The organism is Cohnella herbarum, from assembly GCF_012849095.1.
Lineage (GTDB): Bacteria > Bacillota > Bacilli > Paenibacillales > Paenibacillaceae > Cohnella > Cohnella herbarum.
Window position 1 is genome coordinate 3,522,134 of sequence record NZ_CP051680.1, and the last position, 16,046, is coordinate 3,538,179.

Genomic DNA, 16,046 nt, shown 5'->3' on the forward strand with positions numbered 1-16,046 from the left:
ACTACGACTGACGAATTAACTAACAAGGATTTCCATTAGCCTCTGTCGAAGATAATTAGAACTCACTTTGACGGAGGTTTCTCATGCCATTGCCTAAGAACCGAATCATTCCGGAACAAAAGATTTACTTTAAACCAGAAGTTACTTGTTGTGTTCAATGTGGTGGAAAGTTGAAACGAAGTCACACAGCTTGGAAGAAAAATATATCCACCTTACATGGTGTCATTCAAGCTTGGAGCATGGCTTATGTATGCGCAAATCCAAGCTGTTCATTTCCAAAAACCTACTACAAATCAGTGGAAGCAGATTCACTGGCTATGAAGCACACTTCATATGGTTTTGACGTGCTTGCTTTAGTTGGTCAGCTACGTTTCAAGCATCATATGACCATAGCTGAGATCACGGAAGAACTAACTGGACGGGGTGTGGCCACATCAGAGCGAAATGCCCAAAGACTTTATGAGCGTTATCTGACGCTATTGCGTTCAAGTGTAACGGAATTTGTAAAAGAACAGCTTAAGCAGGTTGTCGATCTACGTAAAGGAATTATGATCTCGATGGATGGTGTGCAGCCAGAGAAAGGTAATGAAACCCTGTATGTTATTCGAGAAGTATTCAGCGGAACGATTCTTGTCGCCAAGAACGTCAAAAGCAGTTCTACTGAAGAACTAAAAAGTCTTATTCAACCCGTTATCGATCTTGGATTTCCAATCATCGGAATCGTGACAGACGGACAACAGTCTATTCGGCTTGCCATGGAATCCCTGCTTCCTGAAGTGCCCTATCAGTACTGCCAGTATCATTACTTGAAGGATATTGCCAAGCCCATTGTAGAACTGGATCGGAAATTAAAAACCGGCATCAAGAAAAGTCTCCGAGGAATCCGAGCTATTGAACGGAAGCTGGTTAAAGACAACTCCGAGGATTCAGAAATTGCGAAGGATTATCTAGCCGCTGTGCGCTCGGTACTACTTGAAGATGGGAACCCTCCTTTAGATTTGCCAGGCATTCGAGTGTTTGAAACATCCGAAGTCATACAGGCATCGCTGCTAAGCTGCCTGAGTAAAAAAAGAGCCATCTCTACTCCAAAACGTATTTAGAATTTTCAGTAAACTTGAAGAGTATCGCTCATTGTATGAAGAAGTAAAGCGCTGGTCATACGCTCTACAGCATGTCGCCACCGTCCTCAATCCCACAGTTGACCAAAGCAGCGATTCCGTACGGTTCCATATGCATTGCTTACTTCAATGGCTAGATGTAACTTACTCAAAAGAATCCGACCATCCGATGTTATCTAATTTAAAGAGTTACACAAAAGGGTTTTGGAAGGGTTTGTTTACCTGTTACGACTACCCTTATCTTCATCGTACGAATAATGACCACGAAAGATTTTTTCGTAAAACGAAGACACGACACCGTAGGATGACAGGACTCCGAAGCTGGAACGAATATATCGTCCGCTCCGGAGAGTTTGTTGTGTTCGTCGATGATGCACTCCGCCAAAGCAATCTCATTGAACGACTTCAAAGTGTAAGCTATGCCGAATTCCAAAACGAGCGGCAAAGATGGTTTCGTCGATTAGAGGAAACCACCAAACGTCGACGATTTAGAAGAAACCCTGCAAAGTATCTTCAAGCACTTGAAAATAAGTATTGCATGTTAATTGGTCAGTCGTAGAAAAAAAACGCCCCGGCTTATGATCGGAGCGGATGCATCTATCCTATTTATTTTCCATGCACTCGATTATTATCTAATCCTGCCTTAACCGAATTTCTCCACGCAGGCCTTGCAAATGCACGCTTTCCTTCTTTTCTCATCGGGAATGGACTTGAATATTTCCGGCGGAAAAGTCGCGCTGCTGCACCAACAAGTCCCTTGCGGCATTCCGATCAAATTTCCGCATCCGTTGCTTTCTCCGCATAAAGGGCATAAACTCGGATCCACTTTGTCGTTCGTCACGCGTCACCACTCCGTTCCTTATTCCTTGTTTCTAGTTCGATTCGATGTCCCACGGTAACTATTCTAGCAGATTACGAAACGGAAGCCGTGATGTCAAGGCTGCCTTCCCGATGAATAGAAAAAAGACCGCCCCGCTCCGGGACAGTCCACATGCATTAGTTTCTAGCTTTAAGGAATTTAACCGCAGCGGCGATGTCCGCTTCCGGATTCGCGCCGACTTCGCGCTCGATCGTCAGGTATCCATTGTAACCGATGTCCCTGAGCGCTTTCAGGTAGGCATCCCAATCGACGCCGCCCTCTCCGAGCGGAACTTCGCGGAACGCGTCTCCCGATTCGGCATCCTGCGCGATCTTCTCGTGATCGAGCGGATCGAAGCCCAACGCTCCGTAGATCAAGCGCGGATCGACTTCGCGCAGACGAATGCCGTCTTTGGCATGCGTATGAACGATATAATCTTTCAGATTGTGGACGCCTTGAGCCGGATCGTCTCCGGTTACCATAACCATGTTCGCCGGGTCAAAGTTGACGGATAAACCCTTCGAGCTTAGTCCGTCGAGGAAACTCTTCAGATGCGCCGAAGTTTCCGGTCCCGTCTCGATAGCGAAATAAGCGTTCATGCTCGTCGCGTATCTGCTAAGCTCGTCGCAAGCCAGATGCAGCGATTCGTACACTTCGCTATTCCTATCTTCCGGCACGATGCCGATATGGGTCGTCACGACGTTCGTTCCGAGTTCTACGGCCAAATCCAGAATTCGCTTGGACTTCTCGATTTTCGCCGGATTGGCGTTCTTATCTTGGAATCCATGGCCTCCGAGATCGCCTACCAAAGCCGAGATTTGCAACCCTAGCGATCCGATATACGATTTCCACTCTTGACGCGCCGCCGCGGATAAGTTCGCCGGATCCATCTCTCCCGACACGGCGTATATTTGCACTCCGTCCGCCCCTACGTTCTTGGCTTTAACGAGTCCTTCTCTTACTCCGACGCGAAAGCTATCCACGATAACTCCGATTTTCCATGGTTGAATGATCCCTGACATTCCCTATCACTCCCTATTAGATTTAGATTTCTTCCCATATCCGCCGAACGTTGTCCAAAGCGATCTTAGTCGCTTGAATGCAAGGCTCCATGCCTTCGAACTCGATAGACAAGTACCCGTCGAATCCCGACTCCTTCACCGCGCGCAACGATGCCCGGGTATCGAGATCCCCTTGGCCCGCGATCGCTCCGCGCAAGTAAGCGCCGTTCGCGGATCGGAACCAGCCGTCTCCCGGATTAACGGTTTCCGGCCGAATATAGAAGTCCTTAACGTGTACAATGGAGGCAATCTTAACGTTATTCCGCACGCCGACGACCGGATTCTCGTCTACGCACACGAAATTGCCGATATCGAGCGTAGTGCGGAAGTTCTCGCGATCGACTTCGTTTACGATAGCGTGCACGCGATCGCTCGCTTGTACATAGTACCCATGGTTTTCGATGCTTGTCGTGATGCCGTATTGCGACGCGTAGTCCGCGATCGTGCGGCAAGCCTCCACCAATTTCGGAAAATCGGCCATGAACTGCCGAATCGACGTATCCTTGGAATTCGCGACGTCATGCCGCATCAGCTTCGCGCCTAGCGCTGCCGCGACGTCGACCTCGCGTTTCACGCGTTCGATCTCAAGCGCGAACGCTTCGTCGTTTAACCCCGCGAAATTAGCTCCGATCGCGTAGTTGGATATCTCGATTCCCGCTTCCGCGGCTTTGCTCTTAATCGCTTCCACCATTGCCGGATCATTAGTCAGATCAAACCCTAGAGGAACGATCTCGACATGCTCTCCGCCTAGCTCCGCGACGCGTCCGACGACTCCGACGAAATCCAATTCCCCGCTTTGCACGGCCTGCCACAAACTATATGAACTGATTCCTAATTTCATAGTTTGACTTCCTCGCCCTTGGCCGCAGATTCATAGATTCCGCACAATATTTTCATGATTTCCACGCCGTCTTCAACCGGGCTGATCTGTTTCGTCCCGTTAACGATGCAATCTATAAAATGATTAATTTCGTTATTGAACGCCGGTTGTCCCGTAAATCCGGCCGTACTGTCGGTTTGCGGCTGAATGTTAAGTATCGTATCGTACTTCTCGGTCACGATTGCAATTTCCGGATCGATCTCGAAGCTGCCTTTCTCGCCGTAAACCCTGACCAAGCCTTCGTCTTTTTTCGCATGCAGCGAATAACTGACGTCGACCATAATGGATGCGCCGTTCTCGAAACGGATGATCGCGCTGGCGAGATCCTCGACCGTATTTTTAGAAGCGTCGTAATCCGCCGCTTTGTAGAAGGACAAATGCTTGACGTTGGAACGATTGCCTAGCTTGTTGTAAGTGTTGGCGCTAACCGCCGTCGCTTTGGGCTTGCCCATCAAATACCAGCAAAGGTCGATGACGTGCACGCCGATATCGATCAAAGGCCCGCCTCCGGAACGCTCGACGTCCGCGAACCAACCTCCCGGATTGCCAAGCCGGCGCAGAGTCGATGCTTTGGCGTAATACAGATCTCCGAATTCTCCCTTATCCACGAAATCGCGAAGCATGACCACGTTGGGATCGTATCTTCGAACGTACCCGACTTGAAGCAGCTTGCCGGAAGAACGCACCGCTTCTTCGACTTCGTACGCTTCTTCCATCGTGCGGCAGAGCGGTTTTTCCACGAGCACATGCTTGCCGGCCTTAAGGGCGGCAATGCTGATCGGAGCGTGAGTGTTGTTCCACGTGCAGATGCTGACCGCGTCAATGTCCGAATCCGCAAGCAGCTCGCGGTAATCGGTAAATACTTTGTCCGCTCCATATTTCGTTGCGACCTGGCGAGCTCTATCTTCGTTTACGTCGCAGATCGCGGAGATTACCGCATCCGGATTGCTTGCATACGCTGTTAAATGCGTCTCCGAAATAGAGCCTGTACCGATGACGCCAATTCGAATCCGTTTCACATTACTCAAAGCTCAACACTCCCTATGCTCACTTTTGTTCTCAATTCGTATTATAATGGGAATATGAGCGGTTACCATGCAATAGCATGCTCTTTATTTGTACGATCGTGCTCTACTAGGAGTGGTAAACTTGGAAAAGATATCCCATTTACGTGAACCGATGCCTATGCCTGATCCATCGTTCCCCATTAAGATCAACCCCCTGCAAACCGAAAAAAGGGTAGTAGGAGAAACTTTATTCGTCCATCATTGGCATGAACACATGGAATTCTTGTTTTTCATCACCGGAAGCGCGACCATCGAGTGCGGCTCCGTCCCGATCGCGTTCCAAGCCGGCGATCTATGCGTCGTGAATAGCAATGAGCTGCACTACGGGATTTGCGGAAGCGAGGATATATCCTATTATGCGATGATCGTCGATCTCTCTTTGCTTCACAGCCATGCCGTCGACGCGATAGAGACGAAGTTCATTACACCAATCACGAAAAATCGGATTTTGTTCCAGAACCGAATCACGGGCGACAAAGAAATTTCCCGTTGCATGTTCGCGATCGTAAGGGAACTCGAACATAAGGAACTGGGCTACGAACTCTCGATTAAATCCTACTTATATTTGCTCCTTTCGCTCCTCGTGCGCAATTATGTAGCGACAGTGTCGGAGCTCGACGAATATCGGCATAAACTGAAAGAACTCGAACGTCTCGCTCCCGTGTTGAAGCACATCGACGATAATTACCGGGACAAGCTGCCGGTGCAGCAACTCGCCGATCTCGCCGGTCTGAGCAGATTCCATTTCAGCCGATTATTCAAGCAAGTGACGGACAAGTCGTTAGTCGACTACATTAATCTGGTGAGGATCAACAAATCCGAGCGCCTGCTCCGCGGCAAGCAGATGAACATCTCGGAGATCGCCCTTGCGACGGGCTTTAGCGATATTTACTACTTCAGCCGCACGTTCAAGAAATTCAAGAAAGTGTCCCCCTCCGAATGGAGGAACAGTATCTTATAATCGCAAGAGCCGATTATCCCCAATCAACTTACGTACCCGCTTCTATAACAACATCCGATTTTTCGTAAAACGATTCGCATAAGAGGAGGCGACGCACGCATCCGGCTTCACTCGCGGAGCGTACATGCCCATCGCCTCCACCCGTTCGACCATTTCCTGAACGTATAATGCGGTTTTATTGACGACCGGCTCCGTCCCCGCATCGATATCGATAAACGTCTCCAGCATTGCCCCTTGATACACATAAGGAAGCAACAAATCCTCCATCCGAGTGACGACCCCCGCATCGAAATATCCGGCCACCCTTTGCGAAAAAGACGTTTCCAGCGTCAGCTTCTCCCGAATGGAAGTTAATTGCCTCGGAACGGCTAATTGCCGGTAACAAGCCCACGCGCCTCTTCCGACTCTGTGAATGACGATTCCCGTTACGAATTTGGTATGACCGCGGTGTACCTGACTATCCGTACCGATTACGAAATGGTAGGTGCTACTGGGATCCTTCGAGATAAAACGAAGAATTCGCTCAAGCACCTGATCCAGACTCAAATCTTTTTCCGACAAATTCTGAAAGCAAAGCTGATCCCAAGTCGAGATCGTGCTCATCATCGTCACCGTTTTCACCTCTGCGATGCATGCTGTTATCCATGACTAGTGTATGGCGATGACGACCGGACTCGAACCACGACATTTTACTCCATGGACGACGCGCACTATAATAAGTAAAGTAGGTTGACGCGAATGCCCAGCTAAAGGGGATTGAATATCATGAAAAGGATTTTGGTTATGACCGCCGTAGAGGCGGAAAAAGAAGCGTTTCTGCGAGGCGTTCGCGGGGATAGCCGGTTTGATGTTCATGAGGCGGGAGTCGGACCGGTCTCGGCAGCGGTAAGCACGGCTATGGTCTTGTCGTCCAGCGCGTTCGAATACGATCTGGTCGTTAGCGCCGGTATAGGCGGCGGATTCGTTGGACAAGCCGATATCGGCTCGATCGTCATCGCCAGCGAATCGATCGCGGCGGATCTAGGCGCGGAAACGCCGGAAGGGTTCACCGGAGTGGACAAGTTAGGGTTCGGCACGAACCGGTTGCCTGTGGAGGAGAAGCTGAGCTCCCGATGGGTTGAGGCTCTAAAGGCGGACGGGCAAGCCGTCCGTTATGGCCCGGTCCTTACTTTGTCTACGGTAACCGGTACCGCGGAGACAGCCGCGTTGTTGGCTGAACGTATTCCGGGCGCCGCCGCCGAAGCGATGGAGGGTTATGGCGTTGCCGAAGCGGCCAGTCGCCGCGGCGTACCTTTCGTCGAAATTCGCGCCATTTCAAATGCGGTCGGACCGCGCGATAGAGCCGCTTGGCGAATCGGCGACGCTCTAGCCGCATTGGAAACGGCAAGCTATCATTTATTGGAGGCTATTTCATCATGAAAATCGCGTATTCTCCGTGTCCGAACGATACTTTCGTTTTCCACGCATTGGTACACGGCCTTATCCCGGGCGCTCCCTCTTTCGAGGTGACCTATGCCGATATCCATATTACGAACAACTTGGCCGCAAGCTCGAACGATTTGGATATCATGAAAATATCCTATGCCGCATTGCCATGGATTCTGCCCGAGTATAAACTCATCCCTTGCGGAGGAGCGCTCGGTCGAGGTTGCGGCCCGCTCGTATTAACCGCCGGAGGCGATGGGAATGCCGCCTCCCTGTCGGGCAAACGGGTCGCCGTTCCGAGCGAACGTTCAACGGCTTACCTGCTATTCCGGCTGTGGGCTGCTCGGAACGTTCCCGGAGGCGTCGGCGAAATCGTCGTGATGCCGTTTCACGAAATCATGCCCGCCGTTCGCGACGGAATCATGGATGCCGGTCTCGTCATACACGAAGCTCGCTTTACTTATCAGAACTATGGCCTCTCCCAAGTCGTCGATCTGGGCAATTGGTGGGAAGGCGACACCGGTCTGCCTATCCCGTTGGGAGCGATCATCGCTCGCCGTTCTTTGGATCTGAGTGCGATTCGCGAATGGATTCAAGCTTCCGTTGAATACGCATGGAACAATCCCGAGGCGTCCAGAAGCTACGTGATGGAGCATGCCCAGGAAATGGATCCGAGCGTAGCCCAATCCCACATCGACCTCTACGTGAACGAGTTCACGGCCGACTTGGGCGACGACGGCTTCGCGGCCGTGACGACCTTGCTCCAACGTGCCATGGACGAAGGTTTGGTTCCGTGGATGGACTTGGCTTCTCTTCGATAACCCTCGTGGCCTCACCATTGTCGCAAAATGCGACTATGGCGGAGCAATCCAAACGAAACGCACTCTCATTGTCGCAAAATGCGACAATGGCGGGGCAATCCAAACGCAACGCTCTCTCATTGTCGCAAAATGCGACTATGGCGGGGCAATCCAAACGCAACGCTCTCTCATTGTCGCAAAATGCGACTATGGCGGGGAACCGAAGGAATAACCAAATACAAAAATAAAAAACCTCCAGTCCGCATGAGCTCAATAAGCTCACGTAGGCACTGGAGGTTTTCAATAATTGCCATTCACTTGAGCTCTAGAAGCTCGCTCTCGTCACATAAATCCGTTAACCAATAGTCCGGTCGTCGGGAAGGGTAAATAGGATTGCATAGTTGACTGGTAAGTCGCGTATTGTTGCATGGTATGCATTTGCTTGTTCAATAAACTGCTTGCAGAAACGTCATTGAAGCGATCAGTCGCTTTATCCAAGCTTCTTGCCAGTCCGCCGATCCCGCTGATCGTTTTGCTCGTTTGTTCGAAATTAGCGTTTAAGCTTTTCGTGAACGCGGCTTCGTCCAGCTTCAACGTGCCGTCCGCGTTTTGCCTAATGCCGATTCGCTCATAGGAAGCCGAGCTCACCGCATCCCCCAGACTTCTAGCGACTGTCGGACTCATGTAGCCGCTCGCTTCCTTTAATCGGTCGCGCATCGCATTATATCCGGAGATCAAAGCTCCAACTTGCTCTAGCGCCTTTTTCCCGTCCGGGCGAACCGTGATCTCGATCTCTTCCGATGTTGTCGGCTTAAGCAACGTCGCGGAAACCTTCCCCTTCTCTAGTTCGATCGCGTTGGATTGCGAAGTCTGGGCCGCTCCGCCGTTCACGGTATAGATCGCATTAGTAGCTGCCGAAGTTACCGAAGCAATCCCGGAGGAAGCCGCGGCGTTCCCCGACTCGTCCGTCACGTCGAATGCCTGATCCGTCCCCGTCTTATCGCTGCTCAACACGAGCTTGCTCTTCCCCGTCTCGGAGTCGTTAACCACGTTTGCCGTAATTCCCGTTTTCGCTTCGTTAATCGCGTTCTTCAACTTCGTTAGCGCTTGTTCGTTCGTATCCGTCGCCGCGATATGGCTCGAGATCGTAGTCGATTTACCGCCTATCGTTAACTTAAATCGATTTTCTCCGCTCTGTATCGCGGTCTGGCTTCCTTTATTTAATTCCGTCCCGCTGTTGATCTGCGATTGGGCGATCGATTGTGTTTTGATTTTATAGCTTCCTATTGAAGCTTCGTTTCGCGCGGATGCGGATACGGCCTTATTATCGGAAGATAACGCCTCTCGTGCTTGCAAGGACGAAGTGCTTTTGTTCAACAAGCCGTTCGCCGTCGTCTGGACCTTCTGGGTTGACGCAAGAAAGTCAACGATGCCGGTCGCGGCGGTCTTCACGAATCGCTCGTACGGATTCGGATAGGAGTTCAACCAAGAATTCGCCGGTTGCCTATAGGTCGACGAATGGAACGGAGTATACAATTCCCGCGAAACCGGAGGTACGGTTTTGTTAGCGGCGCCAATGGAATATAACAAGTTGCCAGCCTCCTCATCGCCCAAATTTTCTCATTTTCACGTAATTTCAATATAACATCCTCATCTTTTTTACACAATCAACCAATTAAAGAAACAAATCGTGAAATTCGCATGCACGATGAGGAGTCAAAAGAGCTCAATTGGCGCAATCTATCCTTTATTGAGGGCAAATGGAAATCGATCTATTAAGTAGATCATTCCAATGCATAATAATGACTATTTCCGAACAAAGAAATGCATTAGAATGGAAACAGGTGCGTACGGCTTCAACTTGGCGCCGATGTTTTGACTAACATGAATGCAGAGGGATGCACAATGTCAGATCACAATGAAAAAATGCAAGGGTTATGGCAGCAGTTTTTCGGTCCTAATCTAGGCTACATCCAAGAACAGTACGATATTTACTTACAGAACGCCGATGCGGTTAGCCCGCAATACCGCGAGTTATTCGCCCAATATGGCGCTCCTCCTCGCATTGAAGAGGGCACCGTTGCTCAGAAATCCTCCGTCGAACAACCGCAAACGCGCGGAACGTCGGCTGTAACCGACGCTAGTTTGCTTAAGAAAGCTATCGCTGCAGGCCAATTGGCTTGGAATATACGCGCTTTCGGTCATCTTGCCGCGGACATCGATCCGCTCGGCCTTAGCTTCAAAGCAAGCTCTGAGATGATCGAGCCAAGCACTTACGGATTAAATGAAGATGATCTCAAACAACTGCCTCCCGACTGTATCTGGGAAGACGCTCCTTATGCGCTGAACAATGCGTGGGAAGCCGCTCAGAAGCTGCGCGAGGTCTATACGGGCCCGATCGCTTTCGAATTCGGACACGTCCATGCCGAAGCGGAACGCAAATGGCTGAACCAACGCGCGGAAGCCGTCATTCCTTCCACTAAGCTGTTGAGTTCCGAACGCGAAGCTTTACTTAGAAAATTGCTTGAAGCCGAACAATTCGAAGATTTCCTACAGCGCACTTTCGTCGGACAGAAACGTTTTTCCGCCGAAGGGGTCGAAGCGCTTATTCCGCTTGCGGACGAAATCGTTCACGAGCTTACGAACGACGGAGCGCGCCACATTGCTATCGGCATGGCTCATCGCGGTCGTTTGAACGTGCTCGCCCACGTACTGGGCAAGCCTTACGGCAATATATTCTCGGAATTCCATCACTCGCCTAACAAAAATCTCATCCCGTCGGAAGGTTCGATCGGCATTAATTACGGCTGGACCGGAGACGTGAAATACCATTTGGGCGCAAACCGTTCCATTCAATCCGGCGAGACGGCGGAAACGCGTATTACGTTGGCGAACAACCCGAGCCATCTCGAGTACGTGAACCCGGTTGTCGGCGGGTATGCCCGAGCGGCGCAAGAAGATCGCAGCAAGCCGGGTTACCCGGTGCAAAATCTCGATTTGGCCGCGTCCATCGTTATTCACGGCGATGCGGCGTTCTCAGGCGAAGGCATCGTTGCCGAGACGCTTAACTTCAACAATCTGCGCGGTTACACGAGCGGCGGAACGATTCATATTATTGCCAACAACCGGATCGGTTTTACGACGGAGAGCCATGATTCCCGCTCCACTCACTACGCGAGCGATCTAGCTAAAGGCTTCGAAATCCCGATCGTCCACGTTAACGCGGACGAACCGGAAGCCGTCATCGCGGCTGCTCGTATGGCCAGCGAATATCGCACTTTATTCAAGAAGGATTTCTTGATCGATCTGGTCGGCTACCGCCGTTACGGCCACAACGAAACGGACGATCCGGAAACGACGCAACCGCTGATTTACAAAAAAGTAAGAGCTCATTCCACGGTCAGCCGTCTTTATGCGGACAAACTGATCAAAGAAGGGCACTTGTCGGAAGATGCCGCTGAACAGATCAAGCGCGACGTACAGAACAAGCTGAAGACGGCTTACGATCAAGTCAAAGGTCAGGAGCACAAAGACTCCGTCCACCAATCGCAGCCGACTGCCTTTAACCCAAGCGAAGCCAAGCCGGCAACGTCCGTTCCGATGGATAAGCTTCGCAGCATCAATAAGGGCTTGCTCAAGTGGCCGGAAACGTTCAAAGTCTACGGAAAGCTGCAACGTATTCTCGAGCGTCGGGCCGATGCGCTTAACGACGGCGAGAAAGTCGATTGGAGCCATGCCGAGACGTTGGCGTTCGCTACGATACTTGCGGACGGAACGCCGATGAGGCTGAGCGGACAAGACGTGGAAAGAGCGACTTTCGCTCACCGGAACCTCGTTCTTCACGATTCCGAGACGGGCGATACTTTCTGCCCGCTTCATTCGCTCCCGGAAGCGAATGCTTCCTTCGCGATTCATAACAGTCCATTATCCGAAGCCGGCGTGCTTGGATTGGAATACGGCTACAATGTTTATGCTCCCGAAACGATGGTTATCTGGGAAGCGCAATTCGGCGATTTCATGAATGCCGCGCAAGTGATCATCGATCAATTTATTTCCGCGGGTCAATCCAAATGGTCGCAACGTTCCGGATTGGTCATGCTGTTGCCGCATGGATACGAGGGTCAAGGACCCGAGCACTCCAGCGCGCGGATGGAACGGTTCCTTCAGATGTCCGGCGAGGCTAACTGGACCGTCGCGTATTTGTCCAGCGCCGCCCAATATTTCCACCTGCTTCGCCGTCAAGCATCGATCATGAATACGAAAGACGCTCGTCCGCTTATCGTGATGGCGCCTAAGAGCATGATCCGCAACCCGCTCGTCGCGTCTCCGGCTAATCTGCTTAGCGAAGGTTCTTTCCAAACCGTCGTCGAACAGCCTGGACTGGGTCTGAATCCGGCCCGCGTGGAAAGACTTGTATTGTGTACCGGTAAAGTCGCGATCGACTTGGCGGAAGAACTGAACAAATCGGCGGACGTTAACCGCGATTGGTTGCATATCGTCCGCGTCGAGCAGCTCTATCCGTTCCCGAAACATGAGCTCAAAGCGATCGTGGACCGTTATCCGAACTTGACCGAAGTTCTGTGGGTTCAAGAAGAACCGAGAAACATGGGCGCGTGGAGCTATATCGAACCGCGTATTCGCGACATCGTCGAAACTTCCAAGACGACGGTCAGCTATAACGGACGTCCGAAACGTTCCAGCCCGGCGAGCGGCTACCAACAAATTCACGCTTTCGAGCAGCAGTTTATTATTAATCAAACCTTGGTTCAGAAAAAGAAATCCGCAGTTAAATCCGGGAGGTAAACAGCAATGCATGACATTATAGTACCAGCGATGGGCGAATCCATTACGGAAGGAACGATTTCCAAATGGATCGTCAAAGTCGGAGACAGCGTCAAACAAGGCGACCTCTTACTGGAGCTTGAAACGGATAAAGTAAACTTGGAAATAAGCGCCGAGCAAGACGGCGTGATCTCCGAGATTCTTGCAGGCGAAGGCGATACGGTAAAAATCGGCGAATCCGTCGGTAAAATCGGCGCGGCCGGCCAAGCAACGGCTCCGGCAGCTGCTCCTGCACCTGTGCAAGCTAGCGCCCCGGCAGCGGCCCCAGCTCCTGCTGCGCCAGTTGCTGCTCCGGCACAACCGGCGGTAGCTTCCGGCGGAAACGATAGCTCTTCCACGCTGGCCACTCCGGCAGCAAGAAAGCTCGCACGCGAGAAAGGCATCGACCTGAATACGTTGCCTGCGCGCGATCCGATCGGTCGTATCCATGCGAACGATGTCGCTTCGGCGGGTACTGCGTCTGCTGGCGCACCTGCACCCGCGCCGCAAGCGGCGGCAGCGAAAGCACCGGCCGTCGACAAGCCGACTTCCAACTCGAACAAACCGGAAGAGCGCAAACGGATGTCCCGCCGTCGCTTGACCATTGCCAAACGGTTGGTCGAAGCGCAGCAAACAGCTGCCATGCTCACGACTTTTAACGAAGTCGACATGTCCGCCATTCTCGAGATTCGTAAACGCCGCAAAGACTCCTTCAAGGAGAAACACGAAGTCGGATTGGGCTTTATGTCCTTCTTCACCAAAGCGGTCGTAGGCGCGTTGAAAGCATTCCCGCACTTGAACGCTGAAATCAACGGCGAAGATATTATCGTCAAAAAATACTACGACATCGGCATCGCCGTTTCCGCTAAAGAAGGTTTGGTCGTTCCGGTTCTCCGCGAAGCCGACCGTCTCGGTTTCGCCGAAATCGAGCGCACGATCGTTCAACTCGCCGGCAAAGCCCGCAACAATACGCTGGAATTGTCCGAGCTGCAAGGCGGAACGTTCACGATCACGAACGGCGGCGTATTCGGCTCCTTGCTGTCGACGCCGATCCTGAACGCGCCTCAAGTCGGTATCCTAGGCATGCACAAGATCCAACTTCGTCCGGTCGCGATCGATGCCGAGCGCATGGAAAACCGTCCGATGATGTACATCGCCCTCTCCTACGACCACAGAATCGTGGACGGAGCGGAAGCCGTGCAATTCCTCGTCAAAATCAAGGAAATGCTCGAAGATCCGGAAACGCTGCTTCTCGAAGGTTAATATCCTATAGAAGAAGTGAAAACGCCCCCTATCTCACTGTCTGCACCTCTGTGTGCTAGCAGGGATATGGGGGTTTTTTGCGCGTTCGCAAAATTACGGTTAATCCACCGATTAGCGATATGCTCTAAGGCAATCCAATCGCATTAGGAATCGCACATTGTTCAGGCTGCTCACTTCGATAGTTTCAGTCTAACGGAGCCCACAGCTCTTATTCTGCTTAAAAAGTTACTTTTCGAATTCTAACGGAAATGAGCGCTCTTATTCAAGTATTTTCCAACGAAAACAAGTCACATGAGCATAAATAAAGGCTCCTAGTTCCGTTACAATTTGAATACGCCCGTTTTCGTCAAAATAACGTCGATGGGTTCCGTTAGAAAGCAACTCTCTTGGAGGGCGTTATGCTCCCCTATCTATTAATTTTTTTCCACTCTCGTATACTTCAAGAAAATTATGTATAATTAAGTAAATAAATGCTGAGGGGAGCGTAGCTGGTTGGAGTCTCTCATCTACATACTCATTTATACTCTTGAAGCGTTTTGTACGATTTCGGCTAGCTATATGATGTTTCGGTTCCCTTTCAAAGAGTTTATCGGAAAAAAATTAATTCTCAGCGTCCTCTTAGCTACATTCTCTTATTCGACAAGAGATATAACAGTCATTAATGAATTTACCATTATCGTGCCTGTAACTTATCTTATTTCCTACACCCTGTTTATTAAATTCGTCAGTAAAATTCGGATTTTATGGGCGTCCGTTATGATGATAACGGGTTACGCTCTCGTCGGTACCGTTCAAATGATCGTATTTCTGCTCTATGATGCTTTCGGAGTGGAAATGGCGACCGTCCAAGGCAGTCTATCGTACTTGGTATTAGGACAAGTTCTAACAGCTGCCATTGCATTCCCCTTTTCCTTCTTCTATTATTATCGCGGTTTCGGGTTCACCTATGATTTTCCTTCGTGGCGGTGGAAGCACCTCTGGCTAGTCCTGCTAGAAGTCTTATTGATTGCCCTTATCTTTCGATTTCTTCTAGTTAACAACCTAACCTTGACGATTGCTGTCGGTGCTACTCTTTCAGTACTGCTTATTCTGAGTCAGAAATTGGAGAAGGAGGACAACCTAAAATGAATTGGAGCCGTAAGTTAGCAGACAACTTAGCGCTTAAAATTCACGCGGCCAATCCTCATCATCCGATCAGTCTTCCTGTCCAGAGATATGCGATCGAAACGATTGTTACGAATACAACAATAATTATCATTTCATTATTTTTGGGTCTCTTACTCGAACAAGCGTTACAAGTTCTCACTGTAATAGTCGCTTTTCCCCTGTTACGATTTGTAACAGGCGGTCACCATTTCAAATCGCCTACTGCTTGCATTATAACGACAATTATTGGCTTTAACACAATACCGATGCTCGCCCAAAATATTCAATCGACATCCGCTACACTTGCTCTAACTCTAGGAAGTCTTCTGCTATGTCTCGTATTTGCTCCGCAAGGAAAACGCGCCATCATCAAGCAACAACAGATTATCAAGCTTGTAGGAGGGGCGATTATCACCGTAAATTTACTGGTCATGTCTCCCGTTCTCGCCATAGCATTTTTCCTGCAAGCTTTAACTCTTATACACTTCAGAAGATGAGGAGGTGAAAGAACATGAAAAAAATCAAGCTAATGTCATTGTTCGCGCTTTCTTCTATTTTAGGAATCGTTGCCTTTGCACAAGCTTCCTTTGCTTGCCAGTTAGGTATGTACGACCCTGAACTACCTGAAGAATTGCAGTAGGAGGA

At 50.4% G+C, this 16,046-nt stretch carries 15 protein-coding genes; 9 read left to right on the plus strand and 6 right to left on the minus strand.

Annotation, left to right across the window (positions count from 1 at the left end; genetic code table 11):
- Positions 1–83: 83 nt before the first annotated feature.
- On the plus strand, positions 84–1,100 hold the full coding sequence (locus HH215_RS15695; RefSeq protein ID WP_169278269.1) for a transposase: 1,017 nt from the start codon (positions 84–86) through the stop codon (positions 1,098–1,100).
- 661 nt (positions 1,101–1,761) lie between these two features.
- Here the strand turns inward: HH215_RS15695 and HH215_RS15700 are convergent.
- From HH215_RS15700 to HH215_RS15715, 4 genes are all read right to left on the minus strand, one after another.
- A complete protein-coding gene (locus HH215_RS15700; protein ID WP_254450501.1) occupies positions 1,762–1,959 on the minus strand; it encodes a cysteine-rich CWC family protein in 198 nt (65 codons plus the stop codon).
- Positions 1,960–2,114: 155 nt separating this feature from the next.
- Entirely contained in the window at positions 2,115–2,999 is an 885-nt protein-coding gene (locus HH215_RS15705) for a sugar phosphate isomerase/epimerase family protein (protein ID WP_169280760.1), read from the minus strand.
- Between the two features lie 22 nt (positions 3,000–3,021).
- A complete protein-coding gene (locus HH215_RS15710) occupies positions 3,022–3,879 on the minus strand; it encodes a sugar phosphate isomerase/epimerase family protein (RefSeq protein ID WP_169280761.1) in 858 nt (285 codons plus the stop codon).
- Entirely contained in the window at positions 3,876–4,937 is a 1,062-nt protein-coding gene (locus tag HH215_RS15715) for a Gfo/Idh/MocA family protein (protein WP_169284417.1), read from the minus strand. The genes HH215_RS15710 and HH215_RS15715 overlap by 4 nt, the downstream gene beginning before the upstream one ends.
- Before the next feature lie 130 nt (positions 4,938–5,067).
- On the opposite strand from HH215_RS15715, the gene HH215_RS15720 reads away from it, so the two are divergent.
- Entirely contained in the window at positions 5,068–5,946 is an 879-nt protein-coding gene (locus HH215_RS15720; RefSeq protein ID WP_169280762.1) for an AraC family transcriptional regulator, read from the plus strand.
- A 42-nt stretch (positions 5,947–5,988) separates the two neighbouring features.
- Here HH215_RS15720 and HH215_RS15725 read toward each other — a convergent pair whose 3' ends face one another.
- Positions 5,989–6,552: a ribonuclease H-like YkuK family protein gene (locus tag HH215_RS15725; protein ID WP_375140523.1), complete on the minus strand. Its 564-nt coding sequence runs from the start codon at positions 6,550–6,552 to the stop codon at positions 5,989–5,991.
- 159 nt (positions 6,553–6,711) lie between these two features.
- Here HH215_RS15725 and HH215_RS15730 point away from each other — a divergent pair, with 159 nt between their 5' ends.
- Together HH215_RS15730 and HH215_RS15735 are read left to right on the plus strand one after the other, a co-directional pair.
- Positions 6,712–7,365, plus strand: coding sequence for a futalosine hydrolase (locus HH215_RS15730; RefSeq protein WP_169280763.1), 654 nt, complete (start codon positions 6,712–6,714; stop codon positions 7,363–7,365).
- On the plus strand, positions 7,362–8,192 hold the full coding sequence (locus HH215_RS15735; RefSeq protein WP_169280764.1) for a 1,4-dihydroxy-6-naphtoate synthase: 831 nt from the start codon (positions 7,362–7,364) through the stop codon (positions 8,190–8,192). The genes HH215_RS15730 and HH215_RS15735 overlap by 4 nt, the downstream gene beginning before the upstream one ends.
- A 321-nt stretch (positions 8,193–8,513) precedes the next feature.
- Here HH215_RS15735 and fliD read toward each other — a convergent pair whose 3' ends face one another.
- Positions 8,514–9,761, minus strand: coding sequence for a flagellar filament capping protein FliD (fliD, locus tag HH215_RS15740; protein ID WP_169280765.1), 1,248 nt, complete (start codon positions 9,759–9,761; stop codon positions 8,514–8,516).
- A gap of 315 nt (positions 9,762–10,076) precedes the next feature.
- On the opposite strand from fliD, the gene HH215_RS15745 reads away from it, so the two are divergent.
- The 5 genes from HH215_RS15745 to HH215_RS15765 all read left to right on the plus strand — a co-directional run bounded on the left by HH215_RS15745 (position 10,077) and on the right by HH215_RS15765 (position 16,041).
- Complete coding sequence (locus tag HH215_RS15745; protein WP_169280766.1) at positions 10,077–12,974, plus strand: 2-oxoglutarate dehydrogenase E1 component; 2,898 nt, start codon at positions 10,077–10,079, stop codon at positions 12,972–12,974.
- Positions 12,975–12,980: 6 nt separating this feature from the next.
- Positions 12,981–14,255: a 2-oxoglutarate dehydrogenase complex dihydrolipoyllysine-residue succinyltransferase gene (odhB, locus tag HH215_RS15750; RefSeq protein WP_169280767.1), complete on the plus strand. Its 1,275-nt coding sequence runs from the start codon at positions 12,981–12,983 to the stop codon at positions 14,253–14,255.
- A 756-nt stretch (positions 14,256–15,011) separates the two neighbouring features.
- Complete coding sequence (locus HH215_RS15755) at positions 15,012–15,383, plus strand: hypothetical protein (RefSeq protein WP_169280768.1); 372 nt, start codon at positions 15,012–15,014, stop codon at positions 15,381–15,383.
- Positions 15,380–15,898 (plus strand): accessory gene regulator B family protein, encoded by a 519-nt coding sequence (locus HH215_RS15760; RefSeq protein WP_169280769.1) that lies wholly within the window; start codon positions 15,380–15,382, stop codon positions 15,896–15,898. Before HH215_RS15755 ends, HH215_RS15760 begins: the two co-directional genes overlap by 4 nt.
- Positions 15,899–15,912: 14 nt before the next feature.
- Positions 15,913–16,041, plus strand: a complete 129-nt coding sequence (locus tag HH215_RS15765) for a cyclic lactone autoinducer peptide (protein WP_169280770.1) — start codon at positions 15,913–15,915, stop codon at positions 16,039–16,041.
- Positions 16,042–16,046 lie beyond the last annotated feature (5 nt).

What these genes read in the sequence shown, in the direction of transcription:
- HH215_RS15695 (WP_169278269.1), top strand. Translation starts at nt 84, where the DNA reads ATGCCATTGCCTAAGAACCGAATCATTCCGGAACAAAAGATTTACTTT.
- odhB (WP_169280767.1), top strand. Translation starts at nt 12,981, where the DNA reads ATGCATGACATTATAGTACCAGCGATGGGCGAATCCATTACGGAAGGA.
- HH215_RS15705 (WP_169280760.1), bottom strand. Translation starts at nt 2,999, where the DNA reads ATGTCAGGGATCATTCAACCATGGAAAATCGGAGTTATCGTGGATAGC.
- HH215_RS15760 (WP_169280769.1), top strand. Translation starts at nt 15,380, where the DNA reads ATGAATTGGAGCCGTAAGTTAGCAGACAACTTAGCGCTTAAAATTCAC.
- HH215_RS15710 (WP_169280761.1), bottom strand. Translation starts at nt 3,879, where the DNA reads ATGAAATTAGGAATCAGTTCATATAGTTTGTGGCAGGCCGTGCAAAGC.
- HH215_RS15745 (WP_169280766.1), top strand. Translation starts at nt 10,077, where the DNA reads ATGTCAGATCACAATGAAAAAATGCAAGGGTTATGGCAGCAGTTTTTC.
- HH215_RS15765 (WP_169280770.1), top strand. Translation starts at nt 15,913, where the DNA reads ATGAAAAAAATCAAGCTAATGTCATTGTTCGCGCTTTCTTCTATTTTA.
- HH215_RS15735 (WP_169280764.1), top strand. Translation starts at nt 7,362, where the DNA reads ATGAAAATCGCGTATTCTCCGTGTCCGAACGATACTTTCGTTTTCCAC.
- HH215_RS15755 (WP_169280768.1), top strand. Translation starts at nt 15,012, where the DNA reads ATGATGATAACGGGTTACGCTCTCGTCGGTACCGTTCAAATGATCGTA.
- HH215_RS15725 (WP_375140523.1), bottom strand. Translation starts at nt 6,552, where the DNA reads ATGATGAGCACGATCTCGACTTGGGATCAGCTTTGCTTTCAGAATTTG.
- HH215_RS15730 (WP_169280763.1), top strand. Translation starts at nt 6,712, where the DNA reads ATGAAAAGGATTTTGGTTATGACCGCCGTAGAGGCGGAAAAAGAAGCG.